The sequence below is a fragment of the Halogeometricum sp. S1BR25-6 genome (assembly GCF_031624495.1).
Taxonomy (GTDB): Archaea; Halobacteriota; Halobacteria; order Halobacteriales; family Haloferacaceae; genus Halogeometricum; species Halogeometricum salsisoli.
The window spans coordinates 236,939-255,971 of record NZ_JAMQOP010000002.1 but is presented as its reverse complement, the minus strand read 5'-3'; the positions used below and the strand labels follow the sequence as shown (position 1 = coordinate 255,971).

At 70.1% G+C, this 19,033-nt stretch carries 21 protein-coding genes; 13 read left to right on the top strand and 8 right to left on the bottom strand.

Annotated elements, in window-relative coordinates; all coding sequences use genetic code 11:
- The first annotated feature begins 71 nt into the window (after positions 1-71).
- A complete protein-coding gene (locus NDI76_RS11275) occupies positions 72-1,451 on the top strand; it encodes an NAD(P)/FAD-dependent oxidoreductase (RefSeq protein WP_310924176.1) in 1,380 nt (459 codons plus the stop codon).
- 318 nt (positions 1,452-1,769) lie between these two features.
- Here NDI76_RS11275 and NDI76_RS11270 read toward each other — a convergent pair whose 3' ends face one another.
- The 5 genes from NDI76_RS11270 to pdhA form a co-directional block, all read right to left on the bottom strand.
- Positions 1,770-4,154, bottom strand: a complete 2,385-nt coding sequence (locus NDI76_RS11270) for a xanthine dehydrogenase family protein molybdopterin-binding subunit (protein WP_310924175.1) — start codon at positions 4,152-4,154, stop codon at positions 1,770-1,772.
- Positions 4,151-5,113 (bottom strand): FAD binding domain-containing protein, encoded by a 963-nt coding sequence (locus NDI76_RS11265; RefSeq protein WP_310924174.1) that lies wholly within the window; start codon positions 5,111-5,113, stop codon positions 4,151-4,153. Before NDI76_RS11265 ends, NDI76_RS11270 begins: the two co-directional genes overlap by 4 nt.
- A gap of 1 nt (position 5,114) precedes the next feature.
- Positions 5,115-5,642, bottom strand: a complete 528-nt coding sequence (locus NDI76_RS11260) for a (2Fe-2S)-binding protein (protein WP_310924173.1) — start codon at positions 5,640-5,642, stop codon at positions 5,115-5,117.
- Between the two features lie 213 nt (positions 5,643-5,855).
- Complete coding sequence (locus NDI76_RS11255) at positions 5,856-6,824, bottom strand: alpha-ketoacid dehydrogenase subunit beta (RefSeq protein ID WP_310924172.1); 969 nt, start codon at positions 6,822-6,824, stop codon at positions 5,856-5,858.
- A complete protein-coding gene (pdhA, locus tag NDI76_RS11250) occupies positions 6,814-7,893 on the bottom strand; it encodes a pyruvate dehydrogenase (acetyl-transferring) E1 component subunit alpha (RefSeq protein ID WP_310924171.1) in 1,080 nt (359 codons plus the stop codon). The genes NDI76_RS11255 and pdhA overlap by 11 nt, the downstream gene beginning before the upstream one ends.
- 368 nt (positions 7,894-8,261) lie before the next feature.
- Between pdhA and NDI76_RS11245 the strand changes: the two genes are divergently transcribed.
- Positions 8,262-8,750 (top strand): YciE/YciF ferroxidase family protein, encoded by a 489-nt coding sequence (locus NDI76_RS11245; protein WP_310924170.1) that lies wholly within the window; start codon positions 8,262-8,264, stop codon positions 8,748-8,750.
- Positions 8,751-8,780: 30 nt separating this feature from the next.
- Here NDI76_RS11245 and NDI76_RS11240 read toward each other — a convergent pair whose 3' ends face one another.
- Positions 8,781-9,458, bottom strand: a complete 678-nt coding sequence (locus NDI76_RS11240) for a helix-turn-helix domain-containing protein (RefSeq protein WP_310924169.1) — start codon at positions 9,456-9,458, stop codon at positions 8,781-8,783.
- 85 nt (positions 9,459-9,543) lie between these two features.
- On the opposite strand from NDI76_RS11240, the gene NDI76_RS11235 reads away from it, so the two are divergent.
- A complete protein-coding gene (locus NDI76_RS11235; RefSeq protein WP_310924168.1) occupies positions 9,544-10,500 on the top strand; it encodes an alpha/beta fold hydrolase in 957 nt (318 codons plus the stop codon).
- A 41-nt stretch (positions 10,501-10,541) separates the two neighbouring features.
- Here NDI76_RS11235 and NDI76_RS11230 read toward each other — a convergent pair whose 3' ends face one another.
- Positions 10,542-11,246 (bottom strand): YqjF family protein, encoded by a 705-nt coding sequence (locus NDI76_RS11230; RefSeq protein WP_310924167.1) that lies wholly within the window; start codon positions 11,244-11,246, stop codon positions 10,542-10,544.
- A 98-nt stretch (positions 11,247-11,344) separates the two neighbouring features.
- Here NDI76_RS11230 and NDI76_RS11225 point away from each other — a divergent pair, with 98 nt between their 5' ends.
- From NDI76_RS11225 to NDI76_RS11215, 3 genes are all read left to right on the top strand, one after another.
- Entirely contained in the window at positions 11,345-12,061 is a 717-nt protein-coding gene (locus tag NDI76_RS11225; protein ID WP_310924166.1) for a ferredoxin--NADP reductase, read from the top strand.
- A gap of 364 nt (positions 12,062-12,425) precedes the next feature.
- Complete coding sequence (locus NDI76_RS11220; RefSeq protein WP_008382898.1) at positions 12,426-12,620, top strand: cold-shock protein; 195 nt, start codon at positions 12,426-12,428, stop codon at positions 12,618-12,620.
- A 110-nt stretch (positions 12,621-12,730) separates the two neighbouring features.
- Positions 12,731-13,159, top strand: coding sequence for a DUF6069 family protein (locus NDI76_RS11215; protein WP_310924165.1), 429 nt, complete (start codon positions 12,731-12,733; stop codon positions 13,157-13,159).
- A gap of 145 nt (positions 13,160-13,304) precedes the next feature.
- On the opposite strand, the gene NDI76_RS11210 is transcribed toward NDI76_RS11215, so the two are convergent.
- Entirely contained in the window at positions 13,305-14,087 is a 783-nt protein-coding gene (locus NDI76_RS11210) for an endonuclease/exonuclease/phosphatase family protein (RefSeq protein ID WP_310924164.1), read from the bottom strand.
- Positions 14,088-14,236: 149 nt separating this feature from the next.
- Between NDI76_RS11210 and hisD the strand changes: the two genes are divergently transcribed.
- The 7 genes from hisD (at position 14,237) to NDI76_RS11175 (ending at position 19,003) form a co-directional block, all read left to right on the top strand.
- On the top strand, positions 14,237-15,592 hold the full coding sequence (hisD, locus tag NDI76_RS11205; RefSeq protein WP_310924163.1) for a histidinol dehydrogenase: 1,356 nt from the start codon (positions 14,237-14,239) through the stop codon (positions 15,590-15,592).
- Positions 15,593-15,603: 11 nt separating this feature from the next.
- Positions 15,604-16,386, top strand: a complete 783-nt coding sequence (locus NDI76_RS11200; RefSeq protein WP_310924162.1) for a class I SAM-dependent DNA methyltransferase — start codon at positions 15,604-15,606, stop codon at positions 16,384-16,386.
- 65 nt (positions 16,387-16,451) lie between these two features.
- Positions 16,452-16,817, top strand: coding sequence for a HesB/IscA family protein (locus NDI76_RS11195; RefSeq protein WP_310924161.1), 366 nt, complete (start codon positions 16,452-16,454; stop codon positions 16,815-16,817).
- Between the two features lie 44 nt (positions 16,818-16,861).
- Complete coding sequence (locus NDI76_RS11190; RefSeq protein ID WP_310924160.1) at positions 16,862-17,113, top strand: DUF5816 domain-containing protein; 252 nt, start codon at positions 16,862-16,864, stop codon at positions 17,111-17,113.
- Positions 17,114-17,223: 110 nt separating this feature from the next.
- Positions 17,224-17,568 (top strand): DUF7116 family protein, encoded by a 345-nt coding sequence (locus NDI76_RS11185; RefSeq protein ID WP_310924159.1) that lies wholly within the window; start codon positions 17,224-17,226, stop codon positions 17,566-17,568.
- Between the two features lie 95 nt (positions 17,569-17,663).
- Positions 17,664-18,350, top strand: a complete 687-nt coding sequence (locus tag NDI76_RS11180) for a hypothetical protein (RefSeq protein ID WP_310924158.1) — start codon at positions 17,664-17,666, stop codon at positions 18,348-18,350.
- A complete protein-coding gene (locus NDI76_RS11175) occupies positions 18,347-19,003 on the top strand; it encodes a DUF2238 domain-containing protein (protein ID WP_310924157.1) in 657 nt (218 codons plus the stop codon). The genes NDI76_RS11180 and NDI76_RS11175 overlap by 4 nt, the downstream gene beginning before the upstream one ends.
- Positions 19,004-19,033 lie beyond the last annotated feature (30 nt).

Genomic DNA, 19,033 nt, shown 5'->3' with positions numbered 1-19,033 from the left:
CCCGACGAGGACGAGTAGGGCGCCGTCGCCGGTTCACCGGGTTTAATACCGAACCGAGAACCAGTATCGGCATGGAGCGATTCGACGTCGTCATCGTCGGCGGCGGCCCCGCGGGGTCGGCCGCCGCGCACGCCGCCGCGGAGTCGGGCGCGTCGGCGGTGGTGCTGGAGAAAGGGGTGCCGCGAGCGGACCGCCCGGACCGCCTCGGACCCGACTCGACGGACGCCGCGGGCATCCTCGACTACTGGGTCGACATCATGGGCATCCACCCCGACGAGATGCCGGAGGGAGTCGTCCTCTCGACGCTGGACCGCGCGGAGTTCGTCGGGCCGAACGAGTCGCTGACGATGCGGACAACCGGGTTCGACGCCTCGTACGACCACTTCGGCTACTGCATGAACCGCGCGCGCTTCGACGACTTCCTCCGCGACAGGGCCGAAGAGGCGGGCGCGGAGTACCGCGTGAAGGCCTCCGTTCGCGACGTGGAGACGGACTTGGACGGGACGCCGCGCCACACCGTCCGCCTCGCGAACGGCGACGACGTGGCGGGCGAGTTCCTCGTCCTCGCGGACGGTCCGCAGCGACAGGTGACGAACCGGGTGCTCGACCGCTATCTCGACTTCGACGTCACCGACAGACTGGCGACGACGAAGGTGAACCACATCGCCTACCAGGAGCATCGCCGCCTGCCCGAGGAAGTCGCCCGCGACGTCGAGGGCGCCATCAAGTTCTGGTGGGGCTACATGCCCGGGCACACCGCCTACCCGTGGGTGTTCCCGAACGACGACAACGTCGCCCGCATCGGACTGACGATGCCCATCGGCATCGACCTCTCGGAGGTGGAGGCCAGAGAGAAGTACAAACTGCTCCGCGACTCCGACGAACGCGTCCCGCGGGGCAAAGAGTACGTCCGGCGACTGCTCGAACAGGAGTACGGCGACGAGTACGACATCGACGAGGACTTCCCCCTCGTCGAGGACCGCGGGAAGACGAAGGGAACGGAGACGTACGCGATATCGTCGACCCGTCCGGTCGACTCTCCGACGGCGGCGGGCATCGCCGTCACCGGCGGCGCGATGGGCGCCACCTCGGCGTTCCACGAGGGCGGCGACCACGTGGCCGTCCGCACCGGCGCCATCGCCGGCGAACTCGCCGCCTCGGGCGACCTCTCCGACTACAACGACCGCTGGAAGGACGCCATCGGCGAGGAGGTTCGGCGCAACGTCGCCTTCGCGGAAGTCGTCCGCGACTACGGCCCCGACGACTGGGACCGCGCGTTCTCCGTCGCCCGGAAACTCATGGCGGCCAGTTCGGACGACGGTCTGTTCAAGATGGGGAAGATTCGCTCGGGCCTCTCGGCGGCCCGGTTCGTCGCCAACTACAAGAAGACGAAACGGAAGTTCCGCGACGACCGCTACGTCCAGTTGTCCGAAGAGGAGTACGTCCTCTGAGCGGAGTCGGAACGCCCTTTATCGTCGGCGCTCTACGTCCGGTGCGCACCGTTAGTCCCCGCCCGAGTTGTCCCACCAGGGAGCGATGAACAGGCGGAGAACCCAGGTGCGCGACAGTTCGGACCGTCCGCGCCGCAAAGACGGACCGCCTGACACGAGGGTTTCCCGGTCGACGCGGCACGCCGCCTCGGGATGAGACCGGCCGTTAGTGTCTCGGGCGACATCTTCCGACAACTCCACGCTTGGAGCGACGCGGCCGCGACTCAGAGCCCGTGACGGCGGTAACCGAACCGACGCCCGCCACGGTTTTTCCCGACGCTATCCGCCGTCGACTTCGCGTATCGCGGCGAGGACGTTCTCCTCGGTCAGCGGCATGTCGACGTGCGCGATGCCGAACGACGAGAGGGCGTCGGCGACGGCGCTCACCACCGTCGGCGGGGCGGCGATGGTGCCGGCTTCGCCGATACCTTTGACGCCGAGGGGATTGCGCGGACTCGGCGTCACCGTCGCGCGCGTCTCGATGTCCGGAAGCGAGGAGGCCCGCGGCAGGGCGTACGACAGCATCGAGTCCGTCAGGAGACGCCCGTCGTCGCCGTAGACGGCCCCTTCCGAGCGCGCCTGTCCGATACCCTGCGCGACGCCGCCGTGCACCTGCCCTTCGACGATGGTCGGGTTGACGCGTTCGCCGCAGTCGTCGACGGCGACGTACCGCTCTATCTCCACGGCGCCCGTCTCGGCGTCGACGGCGACGAGGGCGGTGTGCGTCCCGAACGCGTAGGCCGTGCCGTCGGGTTCGTAGCGCGTCGACGCCTCGAAGGCGATGCCGGCGTCGCTCTCGTCCCCGCTTTCGTTCTCCGCCTCGGCGGCGGCGCACGCGACGTCCGCGAACGACACCGAATGTTCGGGCCGGCCGACGACGCGGAACGCGCCCCCCTCGGAGACGACGTCCGCGGCGTCGACGCCCAGTAGGTCGGTCGCGACGCCGCGGGCCGCCCGCAGCACGTCCCGCGCGCTCTCGACGACGGCGCTTCCCCCCGTAATCGTGCTCCGACTGCCGAACGTGCCCGTTCCGTCGGCCGTGTCGTCGGTGTCGCCCTCAGCCACCTCGACGTCGTCGTACGGAACGCCGAGTTCGTCGGCGACGAGTTGGGCGTACGTCGTCTCGTGACCCTGTCCGTGCGAGTGGGTGCCCGCGTAGACGGCGACGCTCCCGTCGCGGCGGACGCGGACGACGCCGCGTTCGAATCCGCCGCCGGTCGACTCGGTGAAGCAGGCGACGCCCACTCCCCGGTAGCGGCCGTCGTCGCCCGGTTCTCCCGCCCGTTCGCGCGCCTCGCCGTACCCGATAGCGTCCAGCGCCTCGTCCAAGGCCGTCTCGTAGTCGCCGCTGTCGTAGGAGGCGCCGACGGCCGTCTCGTAGGGGAACTCGTCGGGTTCGATGAGATTTCGGCGTCGGAGTTCGACGGGGTCGATGCCCAGTTCGTCCGCGGCGGCGTCCATCAGTCGCTCGGTCACGTAGATGGCTTCCGGGCGGCCCGCGCCGCGGTAGGAGTGGACCGGCGCGGTGTTCGTGAAGACGGCGCGCGTCCGGCAGTAGATGGCAGGGATGCGGTACTGACTGGACAGCAGGCGGCCGTACCATCCCGGCATCGACGCACCGCCGCCGAGGCCGTAGCCGCCGACGGCGGCGCGCGTGTCGACCCGCAGTCCGCGCACGGTACCGTCGTCGTCGACGGCGATTGCAGCGGTCGTCCGGTGGTCGCGGGCGTGCGCCCCCTCTCGGTAGTTCTCCGAACGAGTCGCCGTCCACTTGACCGACCGGTCGAGTTCGCGCGCGCACCACGCGGCCATCGCCTCACCCGGGTGGTGGTGGCCCTTGTGCCCGAACCCGCCGCCGACGCGCGGGACGACGACCCGGACCTGCTCCTCGTCGAGTCCGAGCGTCTCCGAAAGCTTGCGTCGGTGGCCGTGCGGCGATTGGCTGGTCAACTCGACGGTGAAGTAGTCCCTGTCGGCGTCGTAGCGGGCGAGGGCCGCCCGCGGTTCGAGTGCGCTGGCGACGAGGCGGTTGTTCACGAGGTCGAGTTCCACCACCCGGTCGGCGGCCGCGAACGCCTCCTCGGTCGTCGTCTCGTCCCCGAGTTCGGCATCGAGGGCGACGTTGTCCGGTACCCCTTCGTACAGCGTCGGCGCACCGTCCTCGGTCGCCTCGGCGGGGTCGACGACGGCCGGGCGCGTCCCGTACTCGACGTGCACCGCCTCGACGGCGTCGCGGGCGACGTAGCGGTCCTCGGCGACGACGGCGGCGATGGGTTGCCCTTCGTAGCGAACCCGGTCGCGCGCCAGCACCGGATGCCCCGGCACCTCGCAGTCCAGCGACTCGGTCCGAATCGGGAGGACGCCGGGCGACGGCGAGGCGTCGACGTCGTCCCACGTGTAGACGCCGAGGACGCCCGCCATCTCCTCGGCCTCGCTCGCGTCTATCGACTCGACTCGGCCGTGTCCGACCGCGCTCCGGACGAACGCGAGGTGCGCCGCGTCCGCCGAGATGTCGTCGGTGTACGTCGCTCGCCCGGTAAGCAGTTCGGCGTCCTCGCGGCGGTCGATTCCCCGTCCGACGAGTCGGTCCTCCGAGGCCGACCCGTCCGGTGTGCCGCCGGCGTCTCGCGCGTCGTTCGCGCGTCCATCCCGCGCGTCGCTCACCGGCGGTCACCCCCGTCGTCGGCGGCGGGGCGGTGCGGCGGTCTGGTCGGCGTCGCCGCCGCGCCCGTCGCCCGGTCGAGCGCCGTCTCCAGCGACCGACGGACGTGGACGGGGAGCACCTCGACGCGGTAGGCGCCGGAGGCGTACGCGTCCGAGACGGCCGCACCGGGGTCGATATCCTCCGTCGCCCGGTCGGCGGCGGCCTCGACGCTCTCGGCGTCCGCCGGCGCGCCGTCGAGGGCCGCCTCGACGGGCGCGAGTCGGCGCGGCGGGTCGGTCACGCCGTTGACCGCGACGCGGGCGTCGGTCACGTCCCCGTCTTCGACGACGACGGCGGCGGCGACGCCGACGAGCGCGTACCCCGAGGCGGGGTGGGTCTCCTTGTGATAGGCGCCGCCGGCGGTTGCCCCGCTACCCTCGCTTCCATCGTCCACCGCCGGAATCCGAACTTCGGTTAGGAGTTCCCCGTCGCGCAGGGTCGTCCCGCCGTCGCCCTCGAAGAAGTCCGCAGCGTCGATGTCGCGCCGCCCGTCCGGACCGCGGGCGACGAGCGTCGCCTCCGAAACGAGGGCCGCCGCGGGCGGGTCGGCCGACGGGTCGGCCTGCGCGAGGTTGCCGCCGACAGTGCCGCGGTTGCGTATCTGCACGTCGCCGACGTGTGAGACGGCCTCCGCGAACGCCGTCGCGCGGGACCACAGTCTCTCGTTCTCGTCGACGTCGGCGTACGTCGTCAAGGCGCCGACGGCCGTCGCTCCGCCCTCCGCCTCGACGTACCGCAGGTCGTCGACGCCGCCGACGTCGACGAGTACGTCGGGGGCTTCGCGGCCGGCTTTCAGGTCCGGCAGCAGACCGTGACCGCCGGCCAGCACCCGCGCGTCCCGGTCTGAGAACTCCGCGAGGAGGTCCACCGCCTCCGCGACGCTGCCCGCCCGCCGGTAGCCGAACTGCGGCGGGAACATCTCACTCGCCCTCCGTCGACGAATCGAGGTTCCGCAACGAGTCGGCCGCCGACTCGACGGCGTTCACGACGTTGTGATAGCCCGTACAGCGGCAGATGTTCCCCTTCAGCGAGGCGCGAATCGCCTCGCGCGAGGGGTCCGGATTCTCTTCGAGCACCTGCGCCGCCGTCATCACCATCCCCGGGGTGCAGTAGCCGCACTGGAGGCCGTGTTCCTCGTGGAACGCCCGCTGGATGGGGTGGAGGGCGTCCGCGGCGTCGTCGGGGCCGTCGGCGCCGTCGGCCGTCGCCATCCCCTCGACCGTCGTCACCGCTCCGCCGTCGGCTTGGACGGCCAGGAGGGTGCAGGATTTGACCGCGTCGCCGTCGAGGTGGACCGTGCAGGCGCCGCACTTCCCGCTCTCGCAACCGACGTTCGGGCCGGTGTATCCCAGTCCGTCGCGCAGGGCGTGGACGAGCAGCGTGCGCGACTCGACCGTCAGTTCCTCCGTCGCACCGTTCACCGTCAGCGTGATGTCGTGTTCGTACATGGGAGCGTGAGGCGCCGGCCATCGTCCGCGGGTGAGTCGCGGCGTCGACGGGACCGCCCGACGGTGAGGACGGGCGACCCGAACCGTGCTGTCGAATCTCACGGGGGCGACTCCCATTACCGTTTGGTCGGCGGCTGACCGACGCGGGGTCGATACGCGCCGACCGCCCGACCGCCCGACTGCCCGTTCTTCTTCCCCCCAGTCCGCGCCGTCTCAGGCCTCGACGGCCCGGCGGATTCCGGCGGCGATGCGCTCCTCGTCCGGGAGGTAGGCGTCCTCGCGGGCGAACATCGGTACCGGCACGTCGTACCCCGTGACCCGTTCGGGCGGCGCTTCGAGGTGGTAGAACGCCGTCTCGGTGAGTCGGGAGACGATTTCGGCGCCGAAGCCGGCCGTCCCGGGAGCCTCGTGGACCACGACGCACCGTCCCGTCTTCTTCACCGACTCGGTGATGGTGTCGGTGTCGAGGGGGTAGACGGTCCGCGGGTCGACGACTTCCACGTCCGCGTCGACGTCGTCGACGGCGCTCAGCGTCCGCTGGAGCATCGACCCCCACGCGACGACGGTCACGTCCGCGCCCTCCTCGGCCACCGCCGCCTCGCCCAGCGGTACCACGTGGTCGTCGTCGGGGACGGACTCGCGGAGCGAGCGGTACAGCCGCGTCGGTTCCATGAAGACGACCGGGTCGGGGTCCCGAATCGATGCCGCGAGCAGCCCCTTGCCGTCGGCGGGCGAGGAGGGAATCACCACCTTGAGCCCCGGCACGTGGGCGAATCCGGCCTCGAAGCTCTCGGAGTGGTGTTCGAGCGCGTGGATGCCGCCGCCGTACGGGGTCCGAATCGTCATCGGACAGGAGAACCCGCCGCGCGACCGACTCCGGAGGCGGGAGGCGTGCTGTTGCAGTTGCGCGAACCCTTGATAGAGGAACGACTGGAACTGTATCTCCGCGACGGGCCGCATCCCGGCGGCGGCGAGTCCGACGCCGGTGCCGACGATGCCCGACTCGCCGAGGGGGGAGTCGTACACGCGGTTCGGGAACTCGTCCAGCAGGCCGTCCGTCGCGCGGAACACGCCGCCCGCGACGCCGACGTCCTCGCCGTAGAGGACGACCGACTCGTCGCGCGCCATCTCCTCGCCGAGCGTCGCCTTCACCGCCTCGACCAGTCGCAGGTCACTCGCCATCGGCGTCACCTCCCTCGAACGCGGCCGCCTGACGTTCCAGCCACGGCGGCGTCTCCGCGTACGCGTGCTCGAACATGTCGGCGGGGTCGGCCTCGGCGGCCGTCTCCCTCGCACCCGCGACGGCGTCTTCGAGTTCGGCCTCTATCTCCGCCGCGAGTTCCTCGACTCGCTCGTCGGTGAGTATTCCGCGTCCGCGGAGGTACGCCTCGAACCGCGCGATGGGGTCCTTGCGGTCCCAGTCGACCTCCTCTTCCTCCTCGCGGTACTTTCGCGGGTCGTCGGAGGTGGTGTGCATCGACCGGCGGTACGTCAGCGCCTCGACCAGCACGGGGTCGCCCTCGCGCGCGCGTTCGAGCGCCAACCGCGTCGCCTCGTACACCGCCAGCGCGTCGTTGCCGTCGACCTGAATCCCGTCGATACCGGCGGCGACGGCCTTCTGCGCCAGCGTCTCCGCGCGCGTCTGGTTCTCGCGGGGCGTCGAGATGGCGTACTGGTTGTTCTGACAGAGGAAGACGGTGTGCGCGCCGTAGGCGCCGGCGGAGTTCAGCGCCTCGTACACGTCGCCCGTCGACGTGGCGCCGTCGCCGAAGTACGCGATGGCGGCGGTGTCATCGCCGCGTATCGCCTGCGCCCACCCGATGCCGACGGCGTGGAGCGCCTGCGACCCGACGGGAATCGCCGGCGGCAGCGCCCGGTCCTCGGCCGAACTCTCGGCCCCCTCTTCGAGTCCCATCGCGTAGGCGAGTATGTTCTCCATCGACGCCCCGCGCGTCAGCAGGGCCGCCTGCTCTCTGAACGCCGGGACGACCCAGTCGTCCTCGGCGAGGGCGGCGGCGCTCGCCACCTGCGCCGCTTCCTGGCCGGTTCCGGGCGCGTACGTTCCCAACTCCCCCCGTCGCTGGAGGGCGACGGCGCGTTCGTCGAGGCGGCGCGCGCGGCGCATCGTCCGGTAGATGTCGAACAGCGTCTCCTCCGAGAGCGACGGTTCCAACTCCTCGTCGACGCTCCCGTCGGGGGCGAGGATTTCCAGTGATTCCACGGAGAACTCGGCGACGGTGGTGCGCGGCATACGCGGAATGTCGCCCCCCGGCGGGTTGAAACCACGGACCCGCGCGGGCGGGAAGGGGTATCTTTTCAGCGGCCCTACAGTACCGACGTGAACCAGCGCGCTCTCGTCCTCCTGAGGGTCGCCCTGTCGTGCTGTTCGCCGGCTGTCTGGGTGCCTGACCGGCGGCAACGCCGTCGAACCGCGCGAGCACCCCGACCGTCCTCCGACGGTGGACGCCGAAACGGTCGGCCCGTACGAGGCGACCTACTTCGTCAACGAGACAGCGACCGAACGCCTCGGAGGCACGCTCTGAGCGGGAGACTCTCGGCATTTTCGGAGCCGCTCGGGCCACAAGCGTATTCCGACGCACGCCACTGTACGTATCTGTCATGTCTGTCGCGAGTATGGACGAACTGTTCGAGCACGAACTGCAAGACATCTACTTCGCCGCCCACGAACTCACCACCGCGTACGAGCGGATGGCGGAGTTGAGCGAGGACGAGGAAGTCGAAGAACTGTTCCGCTCGCACCTCGACGAGACGGCGACGCACATCGACCGACTGGTCGAGGTGTTCGAGGAGTCCGGCGAACCGCCGCAGACCGAGGAGTGCGAGGGAATCGAGGGTCTCCTGACCGAGTGGGAGGAGTTCCTCGAGGAGGGCGAGTCCGGTCCCGTTCTGGACTACTACAACCTCGTCACCGCGACGAAGACCGAACGGTACGAGCAATCGGCCTACGAGAGCCTCGTCGCCCTCGCCCGCGAGAGTGGCCGCGAGGACGCGGCGGAACTGCTGCAGCAGAACCTCGACGAGGACGAGGCGGCGCTGGAGGAACTCTCCGAGGCGACGTCGAACTACGACTACGACTCGCTGTCCTAAAACTCCGTTCCGAGTGGGCGACCCCCCGCGCTATCGAACGCACCCGTTTTCGTCCCCGCCGAGCGACCCTCGCGAAGTGAACTCGTCGACCAGCGCCGCCTCCGCGCGGCGGAGCAGTTCGCCCGCGGTGCTCTTCGCGCAGTCGAGTTCGGCGGCGACGTCCGCGACGGTGCCCGTCCGGGGAACGTCGTAGTACCCGACCGCCGACGCCGCCGCCACCGCCTCGCGCCGCCGGTCGGTGAGCGTCGGCGGCGACCCGCCCCGCCGGAAGTCGCGGACGCGTTCGACCCGCACGTCGACCAACTCGTCGAGCGCCTCGTAGAACTCGCTCAGTGCCGCGCGCTCGCCGACCGCTTCGACCGTCGCCGTCCCGTCCTCGCGGAACGTCACCGGCGGCAGGAACGCCGCCCGGGCCTCCGCGACGGCGGCCAGCAGGGCGTCGTCGAACTCGAAGCGCGTCTGGCGGACGAAGGCGTAGGTGCCGCCGTCGCCCGCGACGAGGTCGGTCGTCGCCGTCGACTCCACCGCCGCGAGCAGTCCGCGCGCCGTCTCGGGCGTCGCGTCGAACCACGACAGCGTCGTCACCTCGTCCGTCGGCCCCCACGCGAGCAGTTCCATCCGCGAGGCGCCGTCGGTCCGCGTCAGTCGGCGGTGGAGCGGGTGAATCCGTTCCGGCGGGTACGTGACGCCGAACGCGACTCGGTTCACGTCGCGAAGGCGACGGAGGAGCGACATAAAGCACCGCACTCGTCCGGGAGTATCGATTCCCTCCTCGCGGCCGAACCTCCGAGCGATGAACGAGAGATGCGCCGACTCGACGGACGGAGGAGCGGCGTCTCGGACGGCGACGGGGCGGGCGGAGACGAACCGTTTGGTCGCCGACGGAGCGCCGGCGGTCGACGGGTCGACCCTCCGGTCGGTCCGCCTGCCCGACGGTCGTCGGGTCGCGTACGCCGAGTACGGCAACCCCGAGGGCGTCCCGGTCTGTTTCCTCCACGGGACCCCCGGGTCGCGCCTCCTCGGCGGCCTGTTCGCGGACCGGGCGTTCGAGGCGGGCGTCCGCGTCTTCGCCCCCGACAGACCGGGGTACGGACGTTCGGACGCCGAACCGGTTCGGACGCCGGCGGACGCCGGACGGGTCGTCGCCGCGGTGGCGGACGAGGCGGACGCCTCGCGCGTCGGCCTCGTCGGCTTCTCCGGCGGCGGCCCGCACGCCCTCGCCGCGGCGGCGACGCGTGGCGACCGCGTCCGCCGCGTCGACGTCGTCGCCGGCGCCGTCCCCCCATCCCTCCGTTCGTCGCCCCCGCCGACGCTTCGCCTCCTCGAGATACTCTGCGAGCGGATGCCGTCGCTGGCGGCGCGACTGGTCGGCGCGCAGGCCCGACTCGCGCGGCGCGCCCCGCCGTCGCTCGTCACCTCTCAGTACACTTCCGTCGACGGGGCCCTCCCGGACGGCGTCGCCGACCTGGTCGCGCGCGACTTCGCGGCGGCGTTCGCCCGTCACCGGCGCGGGTTCGTCACGGAGACGCGTCTGCTCGCTCACCCGTGGGAGTTCTCGCTGGAAGACGTCGCCGCGCCGGTCGGTCTGTGGCACGGGGACGAGGACGCGAACGTTCCCGTCGAAGGCGCACGCCGCCTCGCGGCGTGGCTTCCGGAGGCGGACCTGACCGTCCTCGACGGCGCCGACCACCTGCGCTCGCTGCTCCGGAGTCGCGTTCCCGTTCTCGAACGGCACGCGACGGACGGATGAGCGCGGGCCCGGTTGCGCCGTGTCGCGCCGTACCCGCCGCCTCAGAGCACCTCGGACGGGTAGACGACCACGTCGGACCCCTCCGCGAAGACGGTGTGTCTCGGCTCCGCGTCGTTCAGGAACGACCACTTCTCGCCGTACAGGACGCCGTAATCGAGGTCCAAAGAGACGTCCACCGGGTCGTAGACCGCCCACTGCGGGTGGTCGACGCGGTAGCGTTTCGTCGCTCCGCGGTGTCCCTCGCCGAACCCCCACTCGTGTTCTTTGAAGAAGTACGCGGGCGTGTCCTCAGGCGGGACCGACGGCGAGGCGTCGGTCGTCTCGACAGTGAACGAGTGCGTCTCGCCGCCGCGCCGGACGCCGAGCCAGTACGACCGGCGGCCCTCGCCGATCCGTTCGGCGCGTTTCATCGGCGCGTACGTGTACGGTTCGTTGTAGATGCCGCGGGCCATCCACGCCACGAGGCGCTTCGGGACGTACTCCCCGATAAAGACGACGCCGCGTTCGCCCTCGTAGCGCACGTAGAAGCGGAGGTTCAGTTCGGGGAAGTCGCGGTAGCCGGGCCACGGGACGCCGAAGACGCGGGTGTCCTCGAAGTCGAAGCCGACCAGGCTGACGAAACTCTCGCCGTCCTGCACCTCCAGTTCGACGCCGTCCGGACAGTGTGGTTCCAACGTCTCCGGCGGGACGGCGTAGGTGAGGTTGAGGAGGTTGCGCCAACGGGCGGTGAGGAAGTGGCGCGACATGGATACCGGATAGTGGGAGACGAGACGGATAGTTCTGTGTTCGGCCCGCCGACCGACCCGCCAGCACGCCTTTGCGCGTTCACTCCTAAGCCGGGAATATGACGCTCACCGTCACCGTCGCGGACGTACACCGGATGACGCCGGACGTCAAGCAGTTCCGCCTCGTCGCCGACGAGCACACCTTCGAGTACGACCCGGGCCAGCACACGATGGTCCACTTCGAATCCGACGGCGAGGAGGAGGCGCGACCCTACACGGCGGCGAACCTGCCGGGGACGAATCAGCTGATTCTCGCCATCAAGCGCTACGACGACGGCACCGGTTCCGTCTTCATGCACGAACGGACGCCGGGCGACGAGATAGAGGTCGAGGAGGTCGACGGTAACCTCCACGTGCGCGACTTCGACCGCGACGCCGTCTTCCTCGCCACCGGGACGGGCATCACCCCCCTCTACCCGATGGTCAAACAGTACGCCCGCGAGGGCGAGGGCGACGCGCGCCTCGTGTTCGGCGAACGCGACCAGGAGCACCTCATCTTCCGCGAGAGCCTCGACCAACTCCGCGCCGAGGAGGCGACCCTCGACGTCGACTACGTCCTCTCGGACGCCGAGAGCGAGGCGTGGAACGGTCGGACGGGGCACGTGCAGGACCACCTCCCGGACGCGCTGGACGGTCTGGACGTCGAGGAGACGGACTTCTACGTCTGCGGCGTCCCCGAGATGGTCGTCGAGACGGAGGACCTGCTGGTCGAGGCGGGCGCCGACGAGGACCGCATCTTCACCGAGGGCTGGGAGTCCGACGCGGCCGAGGAGTAGTCGACTCGGGCGGACGAACCGGTCCCGAATCGCTTCCGAACGCTCCGCCGCCTCTCCCGCCCCTCCCCTTGACTCGGGTCTCGGGTTCGGCGGCTATCTGATGTGCCCGTTCACGGACCCCGCCGAGAACTCCGTGACACCCGAGTGAACGCTCAACGCGGCGTCGCGACCCGGCGCCCGAATCGCCGATTCGACAGAACTGACCCTCGGAGAACTGGATACCGACGACCGCGCCTCTCGGAACTACCGAATCAGAATATTCGTATTCGTTTTCGCTGATTTAGAGGACGATTGTCTACGAATATCGCGTGGTAGCTGATATCTCGGAAGCCTTATGCGTACACCTCCGCTGTGTTGAAACGCAATGGCGAAAGGAAACGTTGATTTCTTCAACGACACTGGCGGTTACGGTTTCATCTCGACGGACGACGCTGACGACGACGTGTTCTTCCACATGGAAGACATCGGCGGCCCGGACCTCGAAGAGGGAACAGACGTAGAGTTTACCATCGAAGACGCCCCCAAGGGTCCGCGCGCGGCGAACCTGACGCGGCAGTAATTCGGTTCTCAACGCCGCATCCGGCGGCCGGACGAACGCGAATCTTCTCTCCGATTTTACGACCGAGCACGACTGGCTAGATTATCTCCTCGGCGCGCGTACGAGGGGGTATGCAATTCACAACGTCTGGAGCGGTTGCGCCGACGACCGCGGGTGACCTCGCCCGCCGAACCGCGTTCGGTGTCCTGACGGCCGTCGTCCTCGTGTTCGCCGCCCGACTCGCCGTCGAACTCCTCGGCGTGGACGTCGGCGCGGGGGGTGCGATGGACCCCTTCGCCGCCGGCCCGTTGCTCGGAAGCGCCGTCGTCGCCGGCGTGTTCGCCGCCGTCGCGTACGCGGCCCTCGACCGCTTCACCGCGCGTCCGACGCGAAACTTCGTCGCCCTCGCGGCCGCCGTCTTCGCGGTGATGCTCGTCCCGGTGCTGACCGTCGCCCCCTCGATGGGCGTCACCGCCGCCGGACAGGTCGTCCTCGCAGCCTTCCACATCCTCGTCGCCGTCCCGGTGGTGGCGTTCGTCGTCGGCACGGTCCGTCTCTGAGACCGACCGCGTACGGCGCCGTCGGCCGTCACCGAATCGGGGGACTCCGACGGGGTCGCCGGCTCAGTGTGTTTTTTCGCCGCCGGAGCACGTTCGGACATGAACCTCTCTTCTCTTCTCTTCTCCTCGCCTCCGTTCCGTTCCGCTACCGCGGCACCACGTCCGCCGCGATGGGGAAGTGATCCGAGGGGTAGGAGTCGTCGTCGATGCGGTCGGCGAGCGTCGCGCTCAGTTTCACGTCGCAGTCGCGGACGAACACGTAGTCGATGCGCTCCTTCGGTTCGCCGGTGAAGCGGTGCATCGTCTTGTCCGGGCCGTGGTGGCCGTGTTCGGCGGCCTCCTTCGCGTCGTCGAAGTACTCCGTGAACGCCGCGATGGGGTCGGAGTCCGGGGTGTCGTTGCAGTCGCCCGCCAGAATCACGGGGGCGTCGAGTTCGCGCAGGCGGTCGCGGGCGAGTTTCGCGCCTTCGAGGCGCGCCTCCGGCCCCTTGTTGTCGAGGTGGACGCTGGCGACGTGGAAGCGGTCGCCCGACTCGTCTTCGAGCGTCGCGCGCGTGAGCACGCGCGGCAGGTCGGCGTCCCAACCGACGCTCCCGACTTCCTCCGGCGTCTCCGACAGCCAGAACGTCTCGTCGTCGACCAGGGAGAACCGGTCGGCGTCGTAGCCGACGGGGACGTGTTCGTCCGTCACGCCGTCGATGTCCTTCTCGCCCGTGCGTGGGACGTCCACCCACTCGTACCCCTCAAGTCCCTCGCGGAAGGCGTCCAGTTGGTGTTCGAGCGGTTCCTGCAGACAGACCACGTCGGGACGGTGATAGCGCACGAGGCGGATGGCGTCCTCGCGGCGGTTCGGCCACGCGTCGGGGCCGTCGTGGTCGGTGTCGTACCGGACGTTGAAGCTGAGCACGCGAACCGGGTCGGTGGTCATCGACCGTGGTGTCTCGCGCGGGACACAAGAGGGCGGCGGCGGTGAGCGCGGGCGGACAAAGCGGAACGGCCGGAGCGCCGGCGGAACGGGGCGGGAACCACGGCCGCGGTTCCGGAACGTCCTTACCCGACGCTACCGAATCGCGGAGCATGCAACTCGACGTTCGGGAGGTGGCCGAACTCGCGCCGGCCGAACGCGCCGCGTTCTTCGAACGGGACGCCGGCGTCGCGGAGGCACGGTCGGACGCGCGGGACATCGTCTCTCGCGTCCGCGAGGAGGGCGACGTGGCGGTGCGGAACTTCTGCCGCGAGTTCGACGGCGTCGAAGTGGGGAACCTGGACGTGACCGACGACGCCGAACGCGCCTTTGAGGAGATAGACGACGACGTGCGCGAGGCCATCGAGGCGGCCGCCGAGAACATCCGCGAGTTCCACGAGCGGCAGATGCCCGAGGATTGGCGCGAGTCGTTCGGGGAGGGTCGCGTGAGCGAGGCGAACGCGACGTCGGGGGAGCGACGCTCTCCCGGAAGGCGGGAACTCGGCCGCCGGTTCCGACCCCTCGACAGGGTGGGCGTCTACGCCCCCGGCGGGACGGCCGCCTACCCCTCCAGCGTCCTGATGGGCGTCGTCCCCGCGAAGGTGGCCGGTGTCGAACACGTCGCCGTCGCCACGCCGCCGGGCGACCCGGTGAACCCCATCACCCTCGCGGCGGCGCACATCGCGGGCGCCGACCGAATCTACAGCGTCGGCGGCGCGCAGGGCATCGCCGCCCTCGCCTACGGCACCGAGACGGTCAAAGCGGTGCAGAAGGTGGTCGGACCGGGTAATAAGTGGGTGACGGCGGCGAAGGCCGAGGTGCGCGGCGACGTCGACATCGACTTCCTCGCCGGGCCGTCGGAGGTGCTCGTGTTGGCCGACGACACCTGCGAACCGGAGTACGTCGCCGCCGACGTGGTGGCGCAGGCCGAACACGACGAGAACGCCTCCGTCGTCGCCGTCACCGACGACGCCGAGACGGCCGAGGCAATCGCTGAGGCCGTCGAACGGCGGGTCGACGGTCGGGAGCGAGCCGAGACGATTCGCGGCGCGCTGGAGAACGACGCTTCGGGCGTCCTCCTCGCGCGGTCAATGTCCGAGGCGGTGCTGTTCGCCGAGGAGTACGCCGCCGAGCACCTGTCGATTCAGGCGGACGACGACGAGGCGCTCCTGGATAGAATCTCGAACGCCGGGAGCGTCTTCCTCGGGCCGCACACGCCCGTGGCGGCCGGCGACTACGCCTCCGGGACGAACCACGTCCTCCCCACCTCCGGCGGCGCGAAGCGCTACGGCGGCCTCTCGGTGGAGACGTTCCTCCGGTCGACGACGGTCCAGCGACTCGACGAGGGGGCGCTGTCGGACCTCTCCTCGACCGTTGAGACACTGGCCGAGGCCGAGGGGTTGGAGGCGCACGCCGAGAGCGTTCGCGCGCGGTTCGAGGGCGAAGACGGAGACGCAGGCGGCAAGTGACGTGACCTAAGATGCCGTCGCGCCCGCGCCCCCCGTCGTTCGCGGACGCCTGCGCCCGCGTGGTTGAGGCCCCCGACGCCGACCACTCGCTGACGACGACGCTCGCGCCCGTCCGCGCGCGAATGGACGTCTCCGAGGCGGCGTCCGCCCGAACGGACGTCCGTCGAGAACTCCTCGCGGCGCGCCTCCCCGCCGACGTCGACCGGGTTGCCGAACTCGGATGCGGCACGGGAACGCTGTTGGACCGCCTGTGCGAGGACTACGACGCCGTCGGCGTCGACCGTTCCCCGGAACTGCTCGCGTTCGCCGCCGCGCGCGGCGCGCCCGTCGTCCGCGGCGACCCGGCGAACCCGCCCCTGCGCGCCGCGTTCGACGCCGTCTGCGCCTTCGACGCGACCGGCGTGTCCCCACCGGCCCCGCTCTCGGCGCTCTTCGCGGGCGCGTACGCGACCCTCAGACCGGGCGGTATCCTCGTCGCCGGCGCGTTCTCCGACGCGCGGGCGGTCGCCGAGTCGGGCGTGGAGACGTACCGCGGCGCGCGCTACGTGCTCGAACGCGCCGTCGACGTCGCACTCGGGGAATCGGCGATTCGCGCGGACTATCGGGTCACCGACCGCCGGACGGGCGCGGTGGGCGTCGCGTCCGAGCGAACGCCGTTCCGCGTCGTCGACGCGAGCGAGGTTCGCGCGGCCCTCGATGACGCCGGGTTCGCGGACGCGAGCGTCACGGCGGACGTCGGCGTCGAAGGCGAACTCGTCGCCACGGCGGTGCGGCCCGTCGAGACGGAGGGGTGAACGGAGGTTCGGACCGGGTCGCGGTCGGCGTCAACGTTAACAGGGTGTACCGGGTACGTTCTCCCATGAGTACCGAGACGGTCGACGGCGGGACCGACGCGGCCGTGACGGTGACGGAATCGGCGGCCTCGGAGGCCCTCCAACTGATGGAGTCCGAAGGGATGGACACCGACGTGTCAGGACTTCGCCTGTTCGTCCAGCAGGGCGGCTGTGCGGGTCTCTCCTACGGGATGCGCTTCGACCACGAACCCGAAGAGGACGACGCCATCATCGAACAGAACGGCCTCCGGGTGTTTGTCGACCCGGCGAGTCAGAACTACATCGGCGGGTCGACCCTCCAGTTCGAGGGCGGCCTGCAGGGCGCGGGCTTCCACGTCGAGAACCCCAACGTCGTCAGCGAGTGCGGGTGCGGCGAGTCGTTCCGGACGTAGGGCGGAACGACAGGGTAAACCGCCCGGAGGTCGAACGACGGCCCATGGCTGCCGAACTCGAAGACCGGGAAACCGAGGACGGACGGACCGTGTACGTCGACCGCGAGGAGGCCGAGCGCGGCGCGCAGGGTCCGTTCTTCGCCGTCTTCGTCACCGAGGACCGCGAGACGCGGTGGGGCTACTTCTGCGGCAACTGCGACACCCTCGACACCGCGATGGACACGATGGGCCGCATCCAGTGCAACGTCTGCGGCAACATCCGCAAACCCGACGAGTGGGACGCCGCCCACGAGTAAACGTCGCGCCACCGCCGAGGGCGACCCGCGGCGACGTCGTTCTGCGGACGTTCTCGCGTGTGACAAACTGTGCCAAGCTTTATCTGATGAGCCGTGGTATCGTTCGGTACATGCCCCCTGTCAGCATGCCTCCGTCGGAGGAAGCTCGGTCGATATTCAGTCGACTCGGATACACCGTCTCGGGCGACGGGCCGGAGTTCGTCGCAGAGCGCAAGTGGCGGACCGTGCAGGTAACCGTCCTCGACGCCGACTCGAACGTGCGGGGACGACGCGCCGTCGCCGACGGCGGCGAGACACGGGGGCATCCGCTCCGGTGTTTCGTCACCTGGAAGGAGGCCGCAGGGGACTTACGAGGGCAGTTGAGCGAGGCCGACCCGGCCTACGAGTGGGCGGTCATCGGCGTCGACGGCGGAGACTCCGAGGAGTACGACGTGGTGCACCCGGAGGCGCGCTGAGCGCGCCGACCGGAGTCTCCGAACGACCCCCGAATCGCGTGTCCACGTCGTGACCATCGCGAACCGTTTTTGTCCCGGCCATCCTACGTTTCCCCATGTCGCAGACTGGCTTGCGTAGCGTCGTCGAGAGTCGACGGGTCAACACGGGTCTCTCGTGGCTCCTCGTCGGGTTCCTGCTCGTCGCCGCCGCGGGTCAGTTCGTCGACGGCGAACTCCAGTGGGCGGGGTTTACGCTCGCCGTCGCCGCCGTCGCCCTCGTCCCGGCGATAGCGCTCAGAGACCCCACGTCGATGCTGCCGTGGGAGGTACTGTTCCTCGCCGCCCTCCCCATCATCGCCCGCGCCCTCGTCACCGGCGAGACGGTGGGCGGGATGACGTTCACCGGGCGCGTCGCCACCTACCTCGCCGTCGCCGCCGTCGCCCTCATCGTCGCCGTCGAACTGGACGTGTTCACCTCGATTCGGATGAACCACTCGTTCGCCGTCGCGTTCGTCGTCGTCACGACGATGGCCGCCGCGGGCGTCTGGGCCGTCGTTCGCTGGGCCTCCGACGTGCTGGTCGGCACCGCGTTCCTCTACGACGGCCGGGCGGAGGAGGTCATCGAGGAGGCGCTGATGTGGGACTTCGTCGCCGCCACCGTCGCCGGCGTCTTCGCGGGCGTCCTCTTCGAGTACTACTTCCGCCGCCTCGCCCGCCTGCACAGTCGCCTCCCCGAGGGGGACGCGGGGGCGCGGCCCGCCGCGGGAGCGTCGAACGGGGACGAGACGGAGGCCCGGCGGTGAAGGTCAGAGACGCCCTCCACATCTCCGAGAGACGACAGCGACAGGCGAGCCGAGTCATGCAGGCGCTGTTGGGTCTGATGGTCGTCGTCGGTCTGGTCTCGCGGAACGGAGGCGTCGTCGTCAACGCCCTCGTCGCCTTCGGCGTCACCTTCCTCCCCGGCGTCTTGGAGCACGACTACGACATCCCGATGGACGCCGGGTTGACGCTGTGGCTGACGCTGGCCGTCTTCCTGCACGGCCTCGGTACCGTCGCCCTCCCGTTCGTCGGCACCCCTTACGCCGACGTTTGGTGGTGGGACCACCTCACGCACGCCCTCTCGGCGAGCATCGTCGCCGCCGTCGGCTACGCGACGGCCCGCGCGTTCGACTTACACAGCGAGGCCGTCTCGCTCCCTCCCAGATTCATGTTCGTGTTCATTCTCACGTTCACCGTCGCGTTCGGCGTGTTCTGGGAGGTCATCGAGTTCCTCATCTCGCTGGCGGCCGCGGCGTTCGGCGTCGGCACCGTCCTCACCCAGTACGGCCTCGCCGATACGATGATGGACCTCCTGTTCAACACCCTCGGCGCCGTCGCCGTCGCGGTGTGGGGGAGCGGGCAGTTGGGCGGCGTGGTGACGGCGCTGACGGCGCGGTTCGACCGGTCGCGGGCGTGAGTCGGCCTCGCTTCCTCCGTCACCGACGAC

Coding starts and splice junctions, on each gene's coding strand:
- NDI76_RS11245 (WP_310924170.1), top strand. CDS start 8,262: ATGTCTGTCGCGAGTATGGACGAACTGTTCGAGCACGAACTGCAAGAC.
- NDI76_RS11200 (WP_310924162.1), top strand. CDS start 15,604: ATGCCGTCGCGCCCGCGCCCCCCGTCGTTCGCGGACGCCTGCGCCCGC.
- NDI76_RS11180 (WP_310924158.1), top strand. CDS start 17,664: ATGTCGCAGACTGGCTTGCGTAGCGTCGTCGAGAGTCGACGGGTCAAC.
- NDI76_RS11235 (WP_310924168.1), top strand. CDS start 9,544: ATGAACGAGAGATGCGCCGACTCGACGGACGGAGGAGCGGCGTCTCGG.
- NDI76_RS11275 (WP_310924176.1), top strand. CDS start 72: ATGGAGCGATTCGACGTCGTCATCGTCGGCGGCGGCCCCGCGGGGTCG.
- NDI76_RS11185 (WP_310924159.1), top strand. CDS start 17,224: ATGCCCCCTGTCAGCATGCCTCCGTCGGAGGAAGCTCGGTCGATATTC.
- NDI76_RS11215 (WP_310924165.1), top strand. CDS start 12,731: ATGCAATTCACAACGTCTGGAGCGGTTGCGCCGACGACCGCGGGTGAC.
- NDI76_RS11225 (WP_310924166.1), top strand. CDS start 11,345: ATGACGCTCACCGTCACCGTCGCGGACGTACACCGGATGACGCCGGAC.
- pdhA (WP_310924171.1), bottom strand. CDS start 7,893: ATGCCGCGCACCACCGTCGCCGAGTTCTCCGTGGAATCACTGGAAATC.
- NDI76_RS11255 (WP_310924172.1), bottom strand. CDS start 6,824: ATGGCGAGTGACCTGCGACTGGTCGAGGCGGTGAAGGCGACGCTCGGC.
- NDI76_RS11265 (WP_310924174.1), bottom strand. CDS start 5,113: ATGTTCCCGCCGCAGTTCGGCTACCGGCGGGCGGGCAGCGTCGCGGAG.
- hisD (WP_310924163.1), top strand. CDS start 14,237: ATGCAACTCGACGTTCGGGAGGTGGCCGAACTCGCGCCGGCCGAACGC.
- NDI76_RS11190 (WP_310924160.1), top strand. CDS start 16,862: ATGGCTGCCGAACTCGAAGACCGGGAAACCGAGGACGGACGGACCGTG.
- NDI76_RS11195 (WP_310924161.1), top strand. CDS start 16,452: ATGAGTACCGAGACGGTCGACGGCGGGACCGACGCGGCCGTGACGGTG.
- NDI76_RS11220 (WP_008382898.1), top strand. CDS start 12,426: ATGGCGAAAGGAAACGTTGATTTCTTCAACGACACTGGCGGTTACGGT.
- NDI76_RS11260 (WP_310924173.1), bottom strand. CDS start 5,642: ATGTACGAACACGACATCACGCTGACGGTGAACGGTGCGACGGAGGAA.
- NDI76_RS11230 (WP_310924167.1), bottom strand. CDS start 11,246: ATGTCGCGCCACTTCCTCACCGCCCGTTGGCGCAACCTCCTCAACCTC.
- NDI76_RS11210 (WP_310924164.1), bottom strand. CDS start 14,087: ATGACCACCGACCCGGTTCGCGTGCTCAGCTTCAACGTCCGGTACGAC.